Source organism: Nocardioides sp. (assembly GCF_029937575.1).
Taxonomy (GTDB): Bacteria; Actinomycetota; Actinomycetes; order Propionibacteriales; family Nocardioidaceae; genus Nocardioides.
In genome coordinates, this window is record NZ_JAPYPS010000020.1 from 23434 (window position 1) to 38730 (window position 15297).

The window sequence follows — 15297 nt, forward strand, 5'->3', positions numbered from 1 at the left end:
GACGGGTCGGCGTCGTCACCATCGACCCGTCACACATGGCGGACGGGTCAGCGTGAGGCGGGGGCGAGCTGCGTGGCGCGCTGGACGACCAGGTCGACGACCCGCTCGTGAGCTCCCATCACGTCGGCGACGACGACACCGTCGGGAGCCTCGCGGCGCAGCCGGTCGTGGAAGAAGCCCGGCGAGAGCAGGTACGGCGAGACCGCGTCGCCCGGGCGGATGACGTCGACGGGGCGCTCGCCGTGACCGGACAGCGTGGCCAGCTCGACCTGGCCGTCCCAGGCTCGCGCGAGGTGGGCGACTGCGCACATCTGGTCGCAGGTGGCGCTCTCCTCGCTGGAGCCGGCCGCGACGAGCACGACGCGCTGGCCGGGACGGGCCCCGGCCTCGAGGAGGCGTTCGACCTGGGCCCGGGCGAGCAACGGGTCCGGCCCGAGCTGGCGGCCGAGGCTCACCGGCACCGAGGCGAGCGCAGCCTGCTCGGGCAGGTCGGTACGCATGTGGAAGCCGGTGGAGAGCAGCAGCGGCACGACGACCGCCGGGTGCTCGGCGTTGGTCATCACGTCGGCGAAGAGCGGCTCGGACAGCTCGACGTACGACGCCACGGTCGGGCGCCCGAGCCGCTCGCCGGCCGCGGCCGTCAGCCGCCGGGCGACCTCATTGCCCTCGGCCTTGCGGGTGCCGTGCGCCACCGTGACGAGAGTGGTGTCGGGAGGCAATCGCCTCGGCTCCGTCGCCTCAGCCGACACGTCGGCCACGGCGCGGTCAGTCCTGACGGTGTGCCCCACCCGGAGGATGATCCGCGCACCTGCGCGCCCATGCAAGCCCCGGTGACGGCCGTCACGTGTGATCATGGGCGCATGGTGCGCGTGTGGCGGCGGACTCATCTCGGCACGGAAGCCGACCGCGCGACCTTCCGGACGCTGCACCGGGCGTCCCAGGCGGCCCCCGCGCTGCGCGAGGGACTGACCCGCGACAGCGCCGAGCGGTCGGTCAAGCACCTGCGCGCACTCCTCGGCACGTCGGCGCTGGCGATCACCGACACCGCGGGGTGCCTGGCCTGGGACGGATCCGGCGCCCACCACCGCGCGCAGATGAGCACTCTCGTGGCCGCGACGCTGGCGCGCGGACGCACGCGCAGCATCGACCGCGGCGACCTGCGGTGCGACGAGGCGGGCTGCCCGGTGCGCACCGCCGTGGTGAGCCCACTGGTCGTCGACGAGCGCATCGTCGGCACCCTCGCGGCCTTCGCCGCGACCCCGACGGCGGGTCTGGCTCGCGCGACCGAGGAGGTGGCGACGTGGGTCTCGGGCCAGCTCGACTTCGCCGAGCTCGAGTCGTCGCGGGCCCGCCTGGCCGAGGCCGAGCTGCGGGCACTGCGCGCCCAGATCAGCCCCCACTTCATCTACAACTCCCTCGGCGCGATCGCCAGCTTCGTGCGTACCGACCCCGACCGGGCCCGCGAGCTGCTGCTGGAGTTCGCCGACTTCACCCGCTACTCCTTCCGGCGCCACGGCGAGTTCACGACCCTGGCCGAGGAGCTGCGCTCCGTCGAGCGCTACCTCCTGCTCGAGCAGGCGCGCTTCGGCGACCGTCTGCTCGTGACCCTCAGCGTCGCGCCCGAGGTGCTGCCGGTCGCGATCCCGTTCCTCTGCGTGCAGCCGCTGGTGGAGAACGCCGTGCAGCACGGCCTCGCTCGCAGCGAGGGCCCCGGCCGGATCACCATCACCGCCTACGACCGGGGCCAGGACTGCGTCATCGAGGTCGAGGACGACGGCGCCGGCGAGGAGCCCGAGCGGGTGCGGCTCGCGCTCGCCGGGGACACCACCCCCGGCTCGGTCGGGCTCGGCTCGGTCGGGCTGGGCAACGTCGACGCACGGTTGCGGGCGACGTACGGCGACGACTACGGGCTCGTCGTCGAGACCGCGCCCGGCGCCGGGACCAAGGTCGTCGTCCGGGCTCCGAAGTTCGCGGCTGGGGTGAGCGCGTGACGCCGGCGTCGGGCAACGGCCTGCGGGTGCTCGTCGTCGACGACGAACGCCCCTCCCTCGACGAGCTCGCCTTCCTGCTGAGCGCCGACGAGCGGGTCGTCGACGTCGTCAGCTGCGACTCGGCCACCGAGGGCCTGCGCGTGCTGCGCACCGACGAGGTCGACTGTGTCTTCCTCGACATCCAGATGCCGGGCCTGACCGGGCTCGAGCTCGCCGACGTCCTGAGGCGCTTCCGCGAGCCGCCGCCGATCGTGTTCGTCACCGCCCACGACGAGCACGCGGTCGAGGCCTTCGACCTGCGCGCGGTCGACTACGTCCTCAAGCCGGTGCGCCGCGAACGCCTCGCCGAGGCCGTACGGCGCGTGGTCGACGCGCGCCACCTGGCGCCCGGGCGCGTCGGCGCCCCCGCGCCCGCCGCCGCATCCACCGCCGCGTCCACGGGCGCGGGAGCCGACGGTGCCCACGACCTGCAGATCCCCGTCGAGCTCGGCGGGGTCACCCGCTTCGTCGAGCGCTCGACGGTGACCCACGTCGAGGCGCACGGCGACTACGCGCGGCTGCACACGCCGTCCGGCTCCCACCTGATCCGGGTGCCGCTCTCGACGCTGGAGGAGGAGTGGCGTGCGGCCGGCTTCCTGCGCATCCACCGCTCCTGCCTGGTCGCGATCGCGCACATCAGTGAGGTCCGGATGGACTCCGGACGCTGCAGCGTGGTGGTCGGACGGCGCGACTCCGGCGGGGCGGGGAGCGGACCGGTCGAGCTGTCGGTCAGCCGTCGCAACACCCGCGAGCTGCGCGAGCGCCTGGTCAAGCGGGGCGACTCGTGACCGAGCGGGTGCGCGTCACCGGACCGGACCGTCGCTCCCGGCCCTTGGCGCGCACCCATGACATCGACGAGGAGACGTCGCTCGGCAGCGTCTACGTGCGCTCGCTGATGCGCGCCCAGCTCTCCCTGGCCCTCGGCGTCGTCGCCGTCCTCGCGGTCACCATCGGCGCCCTGCCGCTGCTCTTCCACCTCGTGCCCGAGGTCGGCAACGCCCAGGTCGCCGGCCTGCCGATCGCCTGGCTGGTCCTCGGGGTGCTCGTCTATCCCTGGCTGCTGCTGCTCGGCTGGGCCTACGTCCAGCGCGCCGAGCGCAACGAGCAGCACTTCACCGAGCTGCTCGGGCCGCACGAGTCCCGCCCCGAGACCGCAGGCCCAGCAGGCCCGGCAGGCCCAGCGGGGCCGACGGGGTCGACGGGGCCGACGGGGCCGTGAGCGACCTCACCGCCCTGCCCGGGCTGATCGCGGTCATCCTCGTCTCGCTGCTGACCCTGCTCGTCGGCACGTGGGGCATGCGGGTCTCGCGCACCACCAGCGATTTCCTCGTCGCCTCGCGCACCGTGCGTCCCACGCTCAACGCCTTCGCGGTCAGCGGCGAGTACCTCTCGGCCGCCTCCTTCCTCGGCATCGCCGGGCTGCTGCTCGCCTACGGCGCCGACATGCTCTGGTACCCCGTCGGCTGGACGGCCGGCTACCTGCTGCTCCTCGTGCTCGTGGCCGCGCCGCTGCGCCGCTCCGGCGCCTACACGCTGCCCGACTTCGCCGAGGCGCGGCTCGAGTCCCGCACGGTCCGCAGCATCTGCTCGGTCTTCGTGGTCGCGATCGGGTGGCTCTACCTGCTGCCGCAGTTCGAGGGCGCCGGCTTCACCCTGGCCACCGCCCTCGGGGCCCCGCGCTGGGTCGGGCCGGTCGCCGTCGGACTGGTCGTGCTGATCGGCGTGGGTGGCGGTGGGATGCGGTCGATCACCCTGGTGCAGGCCTTCCAGTACTGGCTCAAGCTCACCGCCCTGCTCGTCCCCGCGGCCGTCCTGCTGGTCGTGTGGACCCGCGACGAGACCGCGGGGTCGCTGGGCGCCGGTGATCCGTCGTGGTCGATGCCGCTCGTCGGCAGCGGCGGCGCGGGCCTGTACACGACGTACTCGTTGATCCTGGCGACGTTCCTCGGCACCATGGGACTGCCGCACGTGGTGGTGCGCTTCTACACCAACCCCGACGGCGGAGCGGCACGCCGTACGACGCTCACCGTGCTGGCCCTGGTGGGCGGCTTCTACCTGATCCCGCCGGTGTACGCCGCCCTCGGGCACGCCTACGGGGTCGGGTCGGGCGACTCCTCGACGCTGATGCTCGACCTGCCGCGCCTCGCGCTCGACGGGCTCGGCGGCGAGCTGCTCACCGGGCTGATCACCGCGGGTGCGTTCGCGGCGTTCCTCTCGACGTCGTCGGGCCTGGTGATCGCCGTCGCCGGCGTGCTGTCGCAGGACGTCACCTCGCGGCGGCTCCCCGAGATCGCCTCCTTCCGCGTCGCCGCCGCCATCGCGGTGCTGATCCCGATGGGAGCGTCGTTGGCACTGCCCAACTTCGGCGTCGCCCAGTCCGTCGGGCTCGCCTTCGCCGTCGCCGCCTCGACGTTCTGCCCGTTGCTGCTGCTCGGCATCTGGTGGCGCGGACTGACGCCGACCGGGGCGATCGCCGGGATGCTCACCGGCGGCGCCGGCTCGGTCGTCGCGGTCGGCTGGACCCTGTCGCACGGCGCGCTCGACGGCGTCACCGACGGGTGGGCCGACGTGCTCCTCGGCCAGCCGGCCGCCTGGAGCGTGCCGCTCGCCTTCGCCACGATGATCCTGGTCTCGCGGGCCACCGCGTCCAGCACCCCGAGGCACGCGAACCGCTTCCTGGCGAGGCTGCACGCGCCGGAGTCCCTCGACCTCGAGCGGTCGGGAGAGCGGTGATGTTACTGACCGCTGTGACTACTACCTGACCCTTACAACCGCTGGGCAGTAGTCACAGCGGTCAGTAACATCCCTCAGATCTCAGGCCGCCGACACCCGCAGCATCCGCACCCCCGCGACGCAGGCAAGCACGCCACCACCGACGACGAAGACCAGGCCGACGCCCGGCTGCCAGCCGCCGAAGCCGATCAGCTGGACAACGTGCACGACCTGCCAGGCCACCAGGCCGAGGGCGATCGCGCCGAAGACCAGGGCGTGCCCGGCGGCCACGCGCAGGCGGCCGGTGCCGGAGATGATGGCGCCGGCGATGCCGACCCAGGCGGCGTAGAAGGTCCACAGACCGGCCCCGACGATGCCGGACACGGCCCCGAGGGCGGTGTCGACCCACGGCATGAAGGAGCCGAGGACGACGAGCAGCGACGCGCAGGCGAGGGCCTTGCGGCCCGGGACGGCAACGCGGGTACGGCGCGCGGTCGCGGCCTTCGAGCCGGCAGCGGTGGTGGCGGGGGCGGGTGTCGTGGTGGCCATGCGCCGACTGTACGAACGCCCATCCGTCCCTCGGGCCAGCCGACGACCGCTCGGCCGGCCGCCCGCCACGACGAGCGGTAGGTCAGCCGCGACGAGCGGTCGCCGTACCGCTCCGAACGTCAGGACAGACGTCGTCTCCCCCGTCCTGGCGCCGCTGAGCGCGACGACCCCACCGCTCACCGCTTCGAGTGACCGGGGTCACATCTACCCCTTGTGACCCGTCCCCGCGGGGCGGTTGTCTGCGGCCATCGCACACCCGTCCTGCCCTCTCCCACCTGACTGGAGGCACACCCATGGATGACCAACAGCGCCAGGAGTACTGGCGCAAGAACCTCCGGCTCCTCGCCGTGCTGCTGTCGATCTGGGCCCTGGTGTCCTTCGGCGCCGGCATCATCTTCGTCGAGCCGCTCAACAAGATCGAGATCGGTGGGTTCCCGCTGGGCTTCTGGTTCAGCCAGCAGGGCTCGATCATCACGTTCGTCGCGCTGATCGCCTACTACGTGTGGCGGATGGACAAGCTCGACGACGAGTACGGCGTCGACGAGCTCGACAGCGCCTCGGCCAACACGACCGGTCACCCGGGCCCGGCAGGGGGCGGTCACTGATGAGCGACATCCAGCTCTGGACGCTGATCTTCGCGATCATCACGTTCAGCGTCTACATCTACATCGCCTACGCCAGCCGGGTCTCCGACACGGCCGGCTTCTACATCGCCGGCGGCGGCATCCCGGCTCCCGCCAACGGCGCGGCCATCGCAGCCGACTGGATGAGCGCGGCGTCGTTCATCTCCCTGGCCGGCATCGTCGGCCTCTCCTACAACGGGTACGCCGGCGGCGTGTTCCTGATGGGGTGGACCGGCGGCTACGTCCTGCTCGCGCTGCTCCTGGCGCCGTACCTGCGCAAGTTCGGCAAGTACACGCTGCCCGACTTCGTCGGCGACCGGTACTCCGAGACCGCCCGCCTCGTGGCCGTCCTGGCCGCCATCGTGGTCTCGTTCGTCTACGTCGCCGGACAGATGGCCGGCGTCGGGCTGGTCTTCACGCGCTTCCTCAACGTCAACACCACCACCGGCGTGATCATCGGCATGACGATCGTCTTCTTCTACGCCGTGCTCGGTGGGATGAAGGGCATCACCTGGACCCAGGTGGCGCAGTACTCCGTGCTGATCATCGCCTACCTCATCCCGGCGGTCGCGGTCTCCGCGAAGGTCACCGGCATCCCGCTCCCGCAGATCGGCTTCGGCCGGATCCTGGAGGAGCTCAACGGGCTGCAAGCCGACTTCGGGCTCGCCGAGTACTCCGGCGCCTTCACCCAGATCAGCATGCCCAACATGATCCTGATCACCGCCGCCCTGATGTTCGGTACGGCGGGCCTGCCGCACGTGATCGTGCGCTTCTACACGGCCAAGAGCGTGCGCGCAGCGCGCTACTCGGCGCTGTGGGCGATCTTCTTCATCGCGATCCTCTACACGACGGCGCCGTCGGTCGCGGCCTTCACCAAGCTGCAGATCATCAAGGACCTGACCGCGACGTCGCTGGCCGACGTACCGGGGTGGTTCAACACGTGGTCCGACGTCGGACTGATCACCACCTCCGGTGGCGGCCCGGTCAGCGACCTCGGGACGAGCACGTTCAGCTACTCCGACGTGATGATCAACAACGACATCATCGTCCTGGCCAGCCCCGAGATCGGCGGGCTGCCGGCTCCGATCGTCGGACTGGTCGCAGCCGGGGCCCTCGCCGCCGCGCTGTCGACCGCCTCCGGCCTGCTGCTGGTGATCTCGTCCTCGGTCGCCAACGACGTCTACTACAAGCGGATCAACCCCGCCGCCACCGAGGCCAAGCAGCTGCTGGTCGGACGGTGCGCGATGGCCGCGGCGATCGTGGTCGCCGGCTACCTCGGCATCAACCCTCCCGGATTCGTGGCGCAGGTGGTCGCCTTGGCCTTCGGGCTCGCAGCGGCCAGCTTCTTCCCGATACTGGTGCTCGGCATCTTCTGGAAGAAGGCCACCGCTGCGGGCGCAGCCGCCGGCATGATCACCGGCCTCACGGTGACGATGGCCTACATGATCTGGACGATCGACATCTACGGGAACTCCGACGGGCTCTGGAACATCCCGGAGACCGGTTTCGGGACGATCGGGATGCTGATCAACTTCGCGGTCACGATCGTGGTCTCCCAGTTCACCAAGAAGCCCTCGCCGCAGATGCAGGAGCTGGTCGAGGAGATCCGCTACCCCGGGCGCACCCAGCTCGTCGCCGCCCACCAGGACGGCGAGGTGTAGCCACCCGGGGCCACGCCCCACCCCATACCCACGTGCCCCGGCGAGGACCTCGCCGGGGCACGTGGCAGCACCGGACAACCAGCGGGACAACCAGCGGGACAACCAGCGGGCAACCCACACACGCCACGATGAGCCCACCGTCCTACTGTGATCAGAGCCACCGGATCCACCCGAGCAGACATCAGGAGAGCGCACCGTGAGCGACGAGACCCTGTCGAACCTCTTGAAGGAAGACCGACGCTTCGAGCCGCCGGCCGAGCTGGCCGCCGACGCCAACCTCACCGAGGAGGCCTACGCCCGCGCGGAGGCCGACCGGGAGGGGTTCTGGGCCGAGCAGGCCGACCGCCTCTCGTGGGACACCCGCTGGGAGCGCGTCCTGGACTGGGACAACCCGCCGTTCGCGAAGTGGTTCGTCGGCGGCAAGCTCAACGCGGCGTACAACTGCGTCGACCGCCACGTCGAGGCCGGCAACGGCGACAAGGTCGCCTTCCACTTCGTGGGCGAGCCGGTCGACGACAAGCAGACCATCACCTACGCCGAGCTCAAGGACCTGGTCAGCCAGGCGGCCAACACCTTGACCGACCTCGGCGTGCAGACCGGTGACCGGGTCGCGATCTACATGCCGATGATCCCCGAGGCCGTCGTCGCGATGCTGGCGTGCGCGCGGATCGGCGCCCCGCACACGGTCGTCTTCGGCGGCTTCTCCTCCGACGCCCTGGCCTCCCGGCTCGAGGACTGCCAGGCCAAGGTCGTCGTGACCTCCGACGGCGGCTACCGCCGCGGCGCGCCCTCGCCCCTCAAGCCCGCCGTCGACGAGGCGGTCGTCAAGGCCGCCGACCTCGGCCACACGGTCGAGAAGGTGCTCGTGGTCCGCCGTACCGGCCAGGACCTCGGCGCCGACGGTTGGGACTCCGACATCGACGTGTGGTGGCACGAGTCGGTCGAGCAGGCCTCGACCGAGCACGCGTGCGAGTTCTTCGACGCCGAGCACCCGCTCTACGTCATGTACACCTCCGGCACGACGGGCAAGCCCAAGGGCATCCTGCACACCACGGGCGGCTACCTGACCGGAGCGGCCTACACGCACTGGGCGGTCTTCGACCTCAAGCCCGAGACGGATGTCTACTGGTGCACCGCCGACATCGGCTGGGTCACCGGGCACTCCTACATCGTCTACGGGCCGCTGGCCAACGGCACCACCCAGGTGCTCTACGAGGGCACCCCCGACTCCCCAGAGCGCGGCCGGTGGTGGGACATCATCGAGGAGTACGGCGTCACGCTCTTCTACACCGCGCCGACCGCGATCCGCTCGTTCATGAAGCAGGGCCGTGAGATCCCCGACGCGCGCGACCTGTCCTCGCTACGGCTGCTCGGCTCGGTCGGTGAGCCGATCAACCCCGAGGCCTACGTCTGGTACCGGCACGTCATCGGCGGCGACCGCACCCCCGTGGTCGACACCTGGTGGCAGACCGAGACCGGCTCCATCATGATCAGCCCGCTGCCGGGCGTGACGCACGGCAAGCCGGGCTCGGCGATGACCCCGATCCCCGGCGTCGCCGCCGACGTGGTGACCGAGGAGGGCGAGTCGGTCGGCCCCGGCAACGGCGGCTACCTCGTGCTGACCGAGCCGTGGCCCGCGATGCTGCGCACCATCTGGGGCGACGACGAGAGGTTCAAGGACACCTACTGGAGCAAGTACCGCGACCAGGGGTGGTACTTCGCCGGCGACGGCGCCAAGCTCGACACGGACGGCGACCTCTGGGTGCTGGGCCGCGTCGACGACGTCATGAACGTCTCGGGCCACCGGCTCTCGACCACCGAGATCGAGTCCGCCCTCGTGTCGCACCCGAAGGTCGCCGAGGCCGCCGTCGTCGGGGCGAAGGACGAGGACACCGGCCAGGCCGTGTGCGCCTTCGTCATCCTGCGCGACGAGGCGGGGGACGGCGGAGACGACATCGTCGAGGAGCTCCGCGCCCATGTCCGCACCCAGATCGGGCCGATCGCCAAGCCGCGCCAGATCATGGTCGTGCCGGAGCTGCCGAAGACCCGCTCCGGCAAGATCATGCGCCGCCTCCTGCGTGACGTCGCGGAGAACCGCGAGGTCGGCGACGTCACCACCCTCGCCGACTCCTCCGTGATGGACCTGATCTCGAAGGGGGTCTCGTCCGGCGCCGGTGGCGAATAGCCCCGCCCCGCCGACCACTACTTGCCGCGCGAGGCCTTGATCAGCTTGGGGACACCCCACCGCAGCGGGTCGTTGAACCACGCCCAGTTGTGCACGCCGCCGGTGGCGACCCGGGCGGTGTAGGGGATCTGGTTCACGGTCAGCTCGTAGAGGAAGCTGCGCTGGGTGTTCCACAGGGTCTGCTCGAAGGTGCCCGAGTAGATGCCTTCGTCGCTCGAGGCCGCGTAGCCGGTGCCGGAGGCGATCAGGATGCGCAGGCCTCTCAGCCGAGGGGCCAGGTCCTTGGGGTTGTGGTCCTGCCAGTTGGCGCGGTCGACGATCGGGTCGCCCCAGATGCGCCGCAGGTCGGGGTCGGCGTACCCGAGGATCGAGCTGATCGCCGGGTGCAGGCCGTACGTCGCCATCGTCGTCGTGTCGAGGGCTCCGGAGATGCTCAGCACCCCCTTGAACATGCCGGGGTTGTGCGCGGCGTAGTTCATCACCCCGATCCCGCCCATCGACGCGCCGACCGCCGTGCGGGCGCCCGCGATGGTGCGGAACCGCTTGTCGACCCACGGGACGACGACCTTCGTGTGGTAGGTCTCCCAGTCGAACGAGCCGTCGTGCCAGTCCGAGAAGAAGCCGGCGTTCTTGCCGAAGCCGCCGTCGGGCATGACCAGGATGGCCTTCCAACGACGTGACATCTTGGTGAGCTCGGTCTTGAAGGTCCAGCCGTCGTAGGTGCTCTGGCCACCGTTCCAGAGGAAGACCACCGGGTAGCGCCTGTCGGCGTTGCGGGCCCTGTCGTACCCCCTGGGCAGCAGCACCCGGGTGGTCGCGCCCTCCGAGACCTTCACTCCGCGCGGCGCGCGCACCTGGTGGTCGGTGCACCGGCGCGGCGGGCACGCCTCACCGCCACCCTCGCGCGGAGCACGTACGTCGGGGATCTCACCCGTGTCGGCGGAGGGGGTCGCCATCAGGCGGGCGTAGGCGCCGAGTCGCTGGATCACGCCGGACCCCGGGTGGGTCCGGACGACGACGACCTGGTCGTCGCCGTCGGGAGCCGCAGCGGCCGTCGCGGACGGGGTCAGGGGGACGGCGGCGAGCGCGGCCGCGAGACCGGTCGCGGCCAGGAGCCGGGTGATGGGGGTCACGCTGATCTAACGGCGGACGGGGCGCTGAGTTACGAGGGGTCGAGCTCCTGCATCCCCCAGGGGCTGCCGTAGTCGGTCAGCAGCTCCAGGAACGGTACGGCGTCGAACGCCTCGGGCCCGAGCACGCCCACTCCGCCCCAGACACCGGTCGCGAGCAGCTCGAGGGCGATGACGGGGTTGATCGCGGTCTGCCAGACGACGCACTGGTGGCCGTACTCCGCCATCGTCCACGCGTTGTCGACCACGTGGAACAGGTACGTCGAGCGCGGCTCGCCGTCGATGCCGGTGCCGGTCACCCACAGGCCGGCGCAGGTCTTGCCCGTCATCCGTTCGCCGAGCGTGGCAGGGTCGGGCAGGACGGCGGCGACCACGTCGCGCGGGCTGACCTCGACCCCCTTGACGCGGACCTTCTCCGTGCGGTCGAGGCCGAGCGTGTGCAGGACCTTGAGGATGGTGATGAACTCCTCGCCGAGGCCGTACTTGAAGCTCGCCCGCTTGCAGTCGATCCACCGCGGCATCAGGAGCACCTCCTCGTGCTCGACGTTGACGCACTCGACCGGCCCGATCCCCTCCGGGAAGTCGAAGATCTCCGGCTCGCTGAACGGTGCGGTGGTGTGCCACTCGCCTGCGCCCGTGCCGTCTCCCGCCCAGATGACCGGTGGGTTGAGGCACTCCTCGATCGTGGTCCACATCGAGAACGACGGCGCGAAGATCTCCCTGCCTGCCTCGTCCCGGACGACGAGGTCGGCTCCGTCGCGGGTGCCGAGCTCGTCGATCTCGGAGAAGAGGTGGTCGGCGGCGTAGCGCGCGAAGACGTCCGACAGCCCGGGCTCGACGCCCATCCCCACCAGCGCCAGTCGACCGGCCGCCTCCCACTCGGAGGCGACGGCGAACTGCTCGTCGCCGAGCTTGACCCCGCACTGCTCGTACGGCGACTCGGCGTGCGGCCGCGACAGGGACATGGCCATGTCGAGGTAGTCGGCACCGGCAGCGAAGGCACCGGCGAAGATCGCCATGTTGAAGACCGGGTCGACGGCGTTCATCACGTGGGTGATCCGGTGCTCGTGGCACAGCGCGGTGACCGACCCGGCGTCCGAGGCGTCGACCTGCGCCCCGACGTACCGCTCGTCGACGGCGGCCGCCCGGGTCGCGCGCGCCTCGTCGTAGTCGGCGATCACGACGGTCTCGAAGAAGTCGCGGCGCGCCGCGATCGCCGCGAAGGCGCCGCCCACGCCGCCGGCGCCCACGAGCAGGATGCGCATCTCACTCACCGATGTACGACATCACGTGCTTGATCCGGGTGTAGTCCTCCAGGCCGTACATGGAGAGGTCCTTGCCGTAGCCGGAGTGCTTGAACCCGCCGTGCGGCATCTCGGAGACGAAGGGGATGTGGGTGTTGATCCACACCACGCCGAAGTCGAGCCGCTTCGACATCCGAAGGGCGCGGGCGTGGTCGGCGGTCCACACGCTGGAGGAGAGCCCGTACTCGACGCCGTTGGCCCAGGCGAGCGCCTCGGCCTCGTCGCCGAACTTCTGCACCGTCATCACCGGCCCGAAGATCTCCTGCTGCACCTGCTCGTCCTCCTGCCGCAACCCGGAGAGCACCGTCGGCTCGTAGAAGTAGCCGCGCTCGCCCTTGCGGGCGCCGCCAGTGACCAGCGACGCATGGTCCGGAAGCCGGTCGACCATCCCGGCGACCTTCTCCAGCTGGGACTGGCTGTTGAGCGGTCCGTAGTACGTCGCCTCGTCGTCCGGCATCCCGGTCGGCATCCCCCGTGACGCCTCGGCCAGCGCCGCGACGAACTCGTCGTGCACGCCGGACTGCACGAGGACCCGGGTGGCCGCCGTACAGTCCTGGCCGGCGTTGAACAGCCCCGCACCGGCGATCCCCTCGGCCGCCTTGGCGATGTCGGCGTCGTCGAAGACCACGACCGGGGCCTTGCCGCCGAGCTCGAGGTGGACCCGCTTGAGATCAGCCGCCGCCGCGCCCGCGACCTCCATGCCCGCGCGCACCGATCCGGTGATCGCCACCATCTGCGGCGTCTGGTGGGCGACCAGGGCGCGACCGGTGTCGCGGTCGCCGCAGACGACGTTGAGCACGCCCGGCGGCAGGAACTCCTGGCACAGCTCGGCGAGCAGCGTCGAGCTGGCGGGGGTGGTGTCGCTGGGCTTGAGCACGATCGTGTTGCCGCCCGCCAGGGCCGGTGCGATCTTCCAGATCATCATCAGCAGCGGGTAGTTCCACGGCGTCACCTGACCCACGACGCCGATCGGCTCCCGGCGGATCCAGGACGTGTGGTCCGCCATGTACTCGCCCGCGGAGAGGCCCTGCAGGATCCGCGCCGCGCCCCCGAAGAAGGTGAAGTGGTCCGAGGCGTAGGGCATCTCCTCCGACATCGTCAGGCCGTGCGGCTTGCCGGTGTCGCGGCACTCGACGGCGTTGATCTCCTCGGCGCGCTCGTCGATGGCGCGCGCGATGGACAGCATCGCCTGGGCCCGGTCCTGCGGAGTGGTCTCGCCCCACGACTCGAAGGCGGCCGCGGCCGCGCCGTACGCCCGGTCGACGTCCTCGGGCCCCGACAGCGGCGCCCGGGCGTAGACCTCTCCGGTACTCGGGTCGATGACGTCGTAGGTCTCCCCCGACGCTGCGTCGGTCGACTCGCCGTTGACGACGTTCTTGAACCTCAGGTCTGCCATGGTCGGAGACTACTGATCGTCCGACGGAATCTGTAGGTCTTGGCCCGCTTTGGTCGCGGATTCGGTTGTGACCGACGCCTCGCGCGGATGATCAGCGCAGCCAACCTGCTTGCCCAGAAGGGGTGCCAACGCGCACCATGGACCCATGCCCATGGACTACGACCACCTGCAGCAGGCCGCCAAGGACCACCTCTGGCTGCACTTCACCCGCCACGGCGGCTACGAGACCTCCGACGTCCCGATCATCGTCAAGGGCGAAGGGGCCTACATCTACGACGCCCAAGGCAAGCGCTACCTCGACGGTCTGGCCGGGCTCTTCGTCTCCCAGCTCGGCCACGGACGCACCGAGCTCGCCGACGCAGCAGCCGCCCAGGCCCGCGAGCTCGCGTTCCACCCGCTGTGGTCCTATGCGCACCCGTCGGCGATCGAGCTCGCCGAGAAGGTCGCCTCCTACGCGCCCGGCTCGCTCAACCGGGTCTTCTTCACCAGCGGCGGCGGCGAGGCGGTCGAGTCGGCGTGGAAGCTGGCGAAGAACTACTTCAAGCTCACCGGAAAGCCGATGAAGCACAAGGTCATCAGCCGCACCATCGCCTACCACGGCACCACCCAGGGCGCCCTCTCGATCACCGGCCTCCCCGGCCTCAAGCAGCAGTTCGAGCCGCTGGTGCCCTCGACCTTCCGGGTCCCCAACACCAACTTCTACCGAGCCCCGCTGCACGCCGACGACGAGGAGGCCTTCGGTCGCTGGGCCGCCGACCAGATCGCGGTCGCGATCGAGAACGAGGGGGCCGACTCGGTGGCCGCCGTCTTCCTCGAGCCCGTCCAGAACGCCGGCGGTTGCTTCCCGCCGCCCCCCGGCTACTGGCAGCGGGTGCGCGAGATCTGCGACGAGTACGACGTGCTGCTCGTCTCCGACGAGGTGATCTGCGCCTTCGGCCGGCTCGGCCACATGTTCGGGGCCGAGCGCTTCGACTACCAGCCGGACATCATCACCTGCGCCAAGGGCATCACGTCGGGCTATGCCCCGCTGGGCGCGATGATCGCCGACGACCGGCTCATGGAGCCGTTCCTGCAGGGCGCCACGTCGTTCGCCCACGGCTACACCTTCGGGGGCCACCCCGTCTCCACGGCCGTGGGCCTGCGCAACCTGCAGATCTTCGAGGACGAGAACGTGCTCGAGCACGTCCGCGACAACCGCGACAACTTCCGGGCGACCCTCGAGCGGCTCAAGGACCTGCCCATCGTCGGCGACGTGCGCGGCGACGGCTACTTCTACGGCATCGAGCTGGTCAAGGACCAGACCACCAAGGAGTCCTTCACCGCCGAGGAGTGCGAGCGGCTGCTCTTCGGCTTCGTCTCCAAGCAGCTCTACGCCGAGGGCCTCTACTGCCGCGCCGACGACCGCGGGGACCCCGTCGTACAGCTCGCGCCTCCGCTCATCTGCGACCAGTCGCACTTCGACGAGATGGAGCAGATCCTTCGCGTCGTGCTCGACAAGGCGTCGTCGATGATCTGACCCCGCGCTTCGGGGTCGGTGGTTGGTGGGGACTTCGGGGTCGATGTCGATGGGGCCGCGCGGCCCCACCCGTCCCACGGGTCACATTCGCTCGTCCGTTGGGTAGAGACGACATGAAAACCGGCCGGAAACCTGCAGTCTCCGCCCAACCGATGAGGCGATGTGAAGGGTGTGACGGGTGTGGCGCCCGC

The 15297-nt window shown here is 70.7% G+C and carries 13 protein-coding genes; 8 read left to right on the forward strand and 5 right to left on the reverse strand.

Annotation, left to right across the window (positions count from 1 at the left end):
• Positions 1-47: 47 nt before the first annotated feature.
• Positions 48-692 carry a CbiX/SirB N-terminal domain-containing protein gene (locus Q1K33_RS09245; RefSeq protein ID WP_300403125.1) on the reverse strand — a complete coding sequence of 215 codons (645 nt, stop codon included), beginning with the start codon at positions 690-692 and terminating at the stop codon, positions 48-50.
• Positions 693-860: 168 nt separating this feature from the next.
• Between Q1K33_RS09245 and Q1K33_RS09250 the strand changes: the two genes are divergently transcribed.
• The 4 genes from Q1K33_RS09250 to Q1K33_RS09265 are packed head-to-tail and all read left to right on the forward strand — an operon-like array spanning position 861 to position 4763.
• Positions 861-1991, forward strand: coding sequence for a histidine kinase (locus Q1K33_RS09250; RefSeq protein WP_300403127.1), 1131 nt, complete (start codon positions 861-863; stop codon positions 1989-1991).
• Positions 1988-2818: a LytTR family DNA-binding domain-containing protein gene (locus Q1K33_RS09255; protein ID WP_300403129.1), complete on the forward strand. Its 831-nt coding sequence runs from the start codon at positions 1988-1990 to the stop codon at positions 2816-2818. Before Q1K33_RS09250 ends, Q1K33_RS09255 begins: the two co-directional genes overlap by 4 nt.
• On the forward strand, positions 2815-3249 hold the full coding sequence (locus tag Q1K33_RS09260) for a hypothetical protein (protein WP_300403131.1): 435 nt from the start codon (positions 2815-2817) through the stop codon (positions 3247-3249). The genes Q1K33_RS09255 and Q1K33_RS09260 overlap by 4 nt, the downstream gene beginning before the upstream one ends.
• Positions 3246-4763, forward strand: a complete 1518-nt coding sequence (locus tag Q1K33_RS09265; protein WP_363319669.1) for a cation acetate symporter — start codon at positions 3246-3248, stop codon at positions 4761-4763. Before Q1K33_RS09260 ends, Q1K33_RS09265 begins: the two co-directional genes overlap by 4 nt.
• An 81-nt stretch (positions 4764-4844) precedes the next feature.
• Here Q1K33_RS09265 and Q1K33_RS09270 read toward each other — a convergent pair whose 3' ends face one another.
• Entirely contained in the window at positions 4845-5291 is a 447-nt protein-coding gene (locus tag Q1K33_RS09270) for a hypothetical protein (protein WP_300403133.1), read from the reverse strand.
• 293 nt (positions 5292-5584) lie between these two features.
• Here Q1K33_RS09270 and Q1K33_RS09275 point away from each other — a divergent pair, with 293 nt between their 5' ends.
• From Q1K33_RS09275 to acs, 3 genes are all read left to right on the forward strand, one after another.
• A complete protein-coding gene (locus Q1K33_RS09275; RefSeq protein ID WP_300403135.1) occupies positions 5585-5896 on the forward strand; it encodes a DUF4212 domain-containing protein in 312 nt (103 codons plus the stop codon).
• The gene (locus tag Q1K33_RS09280; RefSeq protein WP_300403137.1) at positions 5896-7575 is read left to right on the forward strand and encodes a sodium:solute symporter family protein; all 1680 of its coding nucleotides are present in this window, start codon (positions 5896-5898) and stop codon (positions 7573-7575) included. The genes Q1K33_RS09275 and Q1K33_RS09280 overlap by 1 nt, the downstream gene beginning before the upstream one ends.
• Positions 7576-7771: 196 nt before the next feature.
• Entirely contained in the window at positions 7772-9760 is a 1989-nt protein-coding gene (gene acs / locus Q1K33_RS09285) for an acetate--CoA ligase (RefSeq protein WP_300403139.1), read from the forward strand.
• Positions 9761-9777: 17 nt separating this feature from the next.
• Here acs and Q1K33_RS09290 read toward each other — a convergent pair whose 3' ends face one another.
• Genes Q1K33_RS09290 through Q1K33_RS09300 form a run of 3 tightly spaced genes read right to left on the reverse strand, consistent with a single transcriptional unit; the run spans position 9778 to position 13590 of the window.
• Complete coding sequence (locus Q1K33_RS09290) at positions 9778-10893, reverse strand: alpha/beta hydrolase-fold protein (RefSeq protein WP_300403141.1); 1116 nt, start codon at positions 10891-10893, stop codon at positions 9778-9780.
• A gap of 29 nt (positions 10894-10922) precedes the next feature.
• Positions 10923-12155: a saccharopine dehydrogenase C-terminal domain-containing protein gene (locus tag Q1K33_RS09295; RefSeq protein ID WP_300403192.1), complete on the reverse strand. Its 1233-nt coding sequence runs from the start codon at positions 12153-12155 to the stop codon at positions 10923-10925.
• 1 nt (position 12156) lies between these two features.
• Positions 12157-13590, reverse strand: coding sequence for a gamma-aminobutyraldehyde dehydrogenase (locus Q1K33_RS09300; protein WP_300403143.1), 1434 nt, complete (start codon positions 13588-13590; stop codon positions 12157-12159).
• A 145-nt stretch (positions 13591-13735) separates the two neighbouring features.
• Between Q1K33_RS09300 and Q1K33_RS09305 the strand changes: the two genes are divergently transcribed.
• Entirely contained in the window at positions 13736-15106 is a 1371-nt protein-coding gene (locus Q1K33_RS09305; RefSeq protein ID WP_300403145.1) for an aspartate aminotransferase family protein, read from the forward strand.
• The last annotated feature ends 191 nt before the right edge of the window (positions 15107-15297 follow it).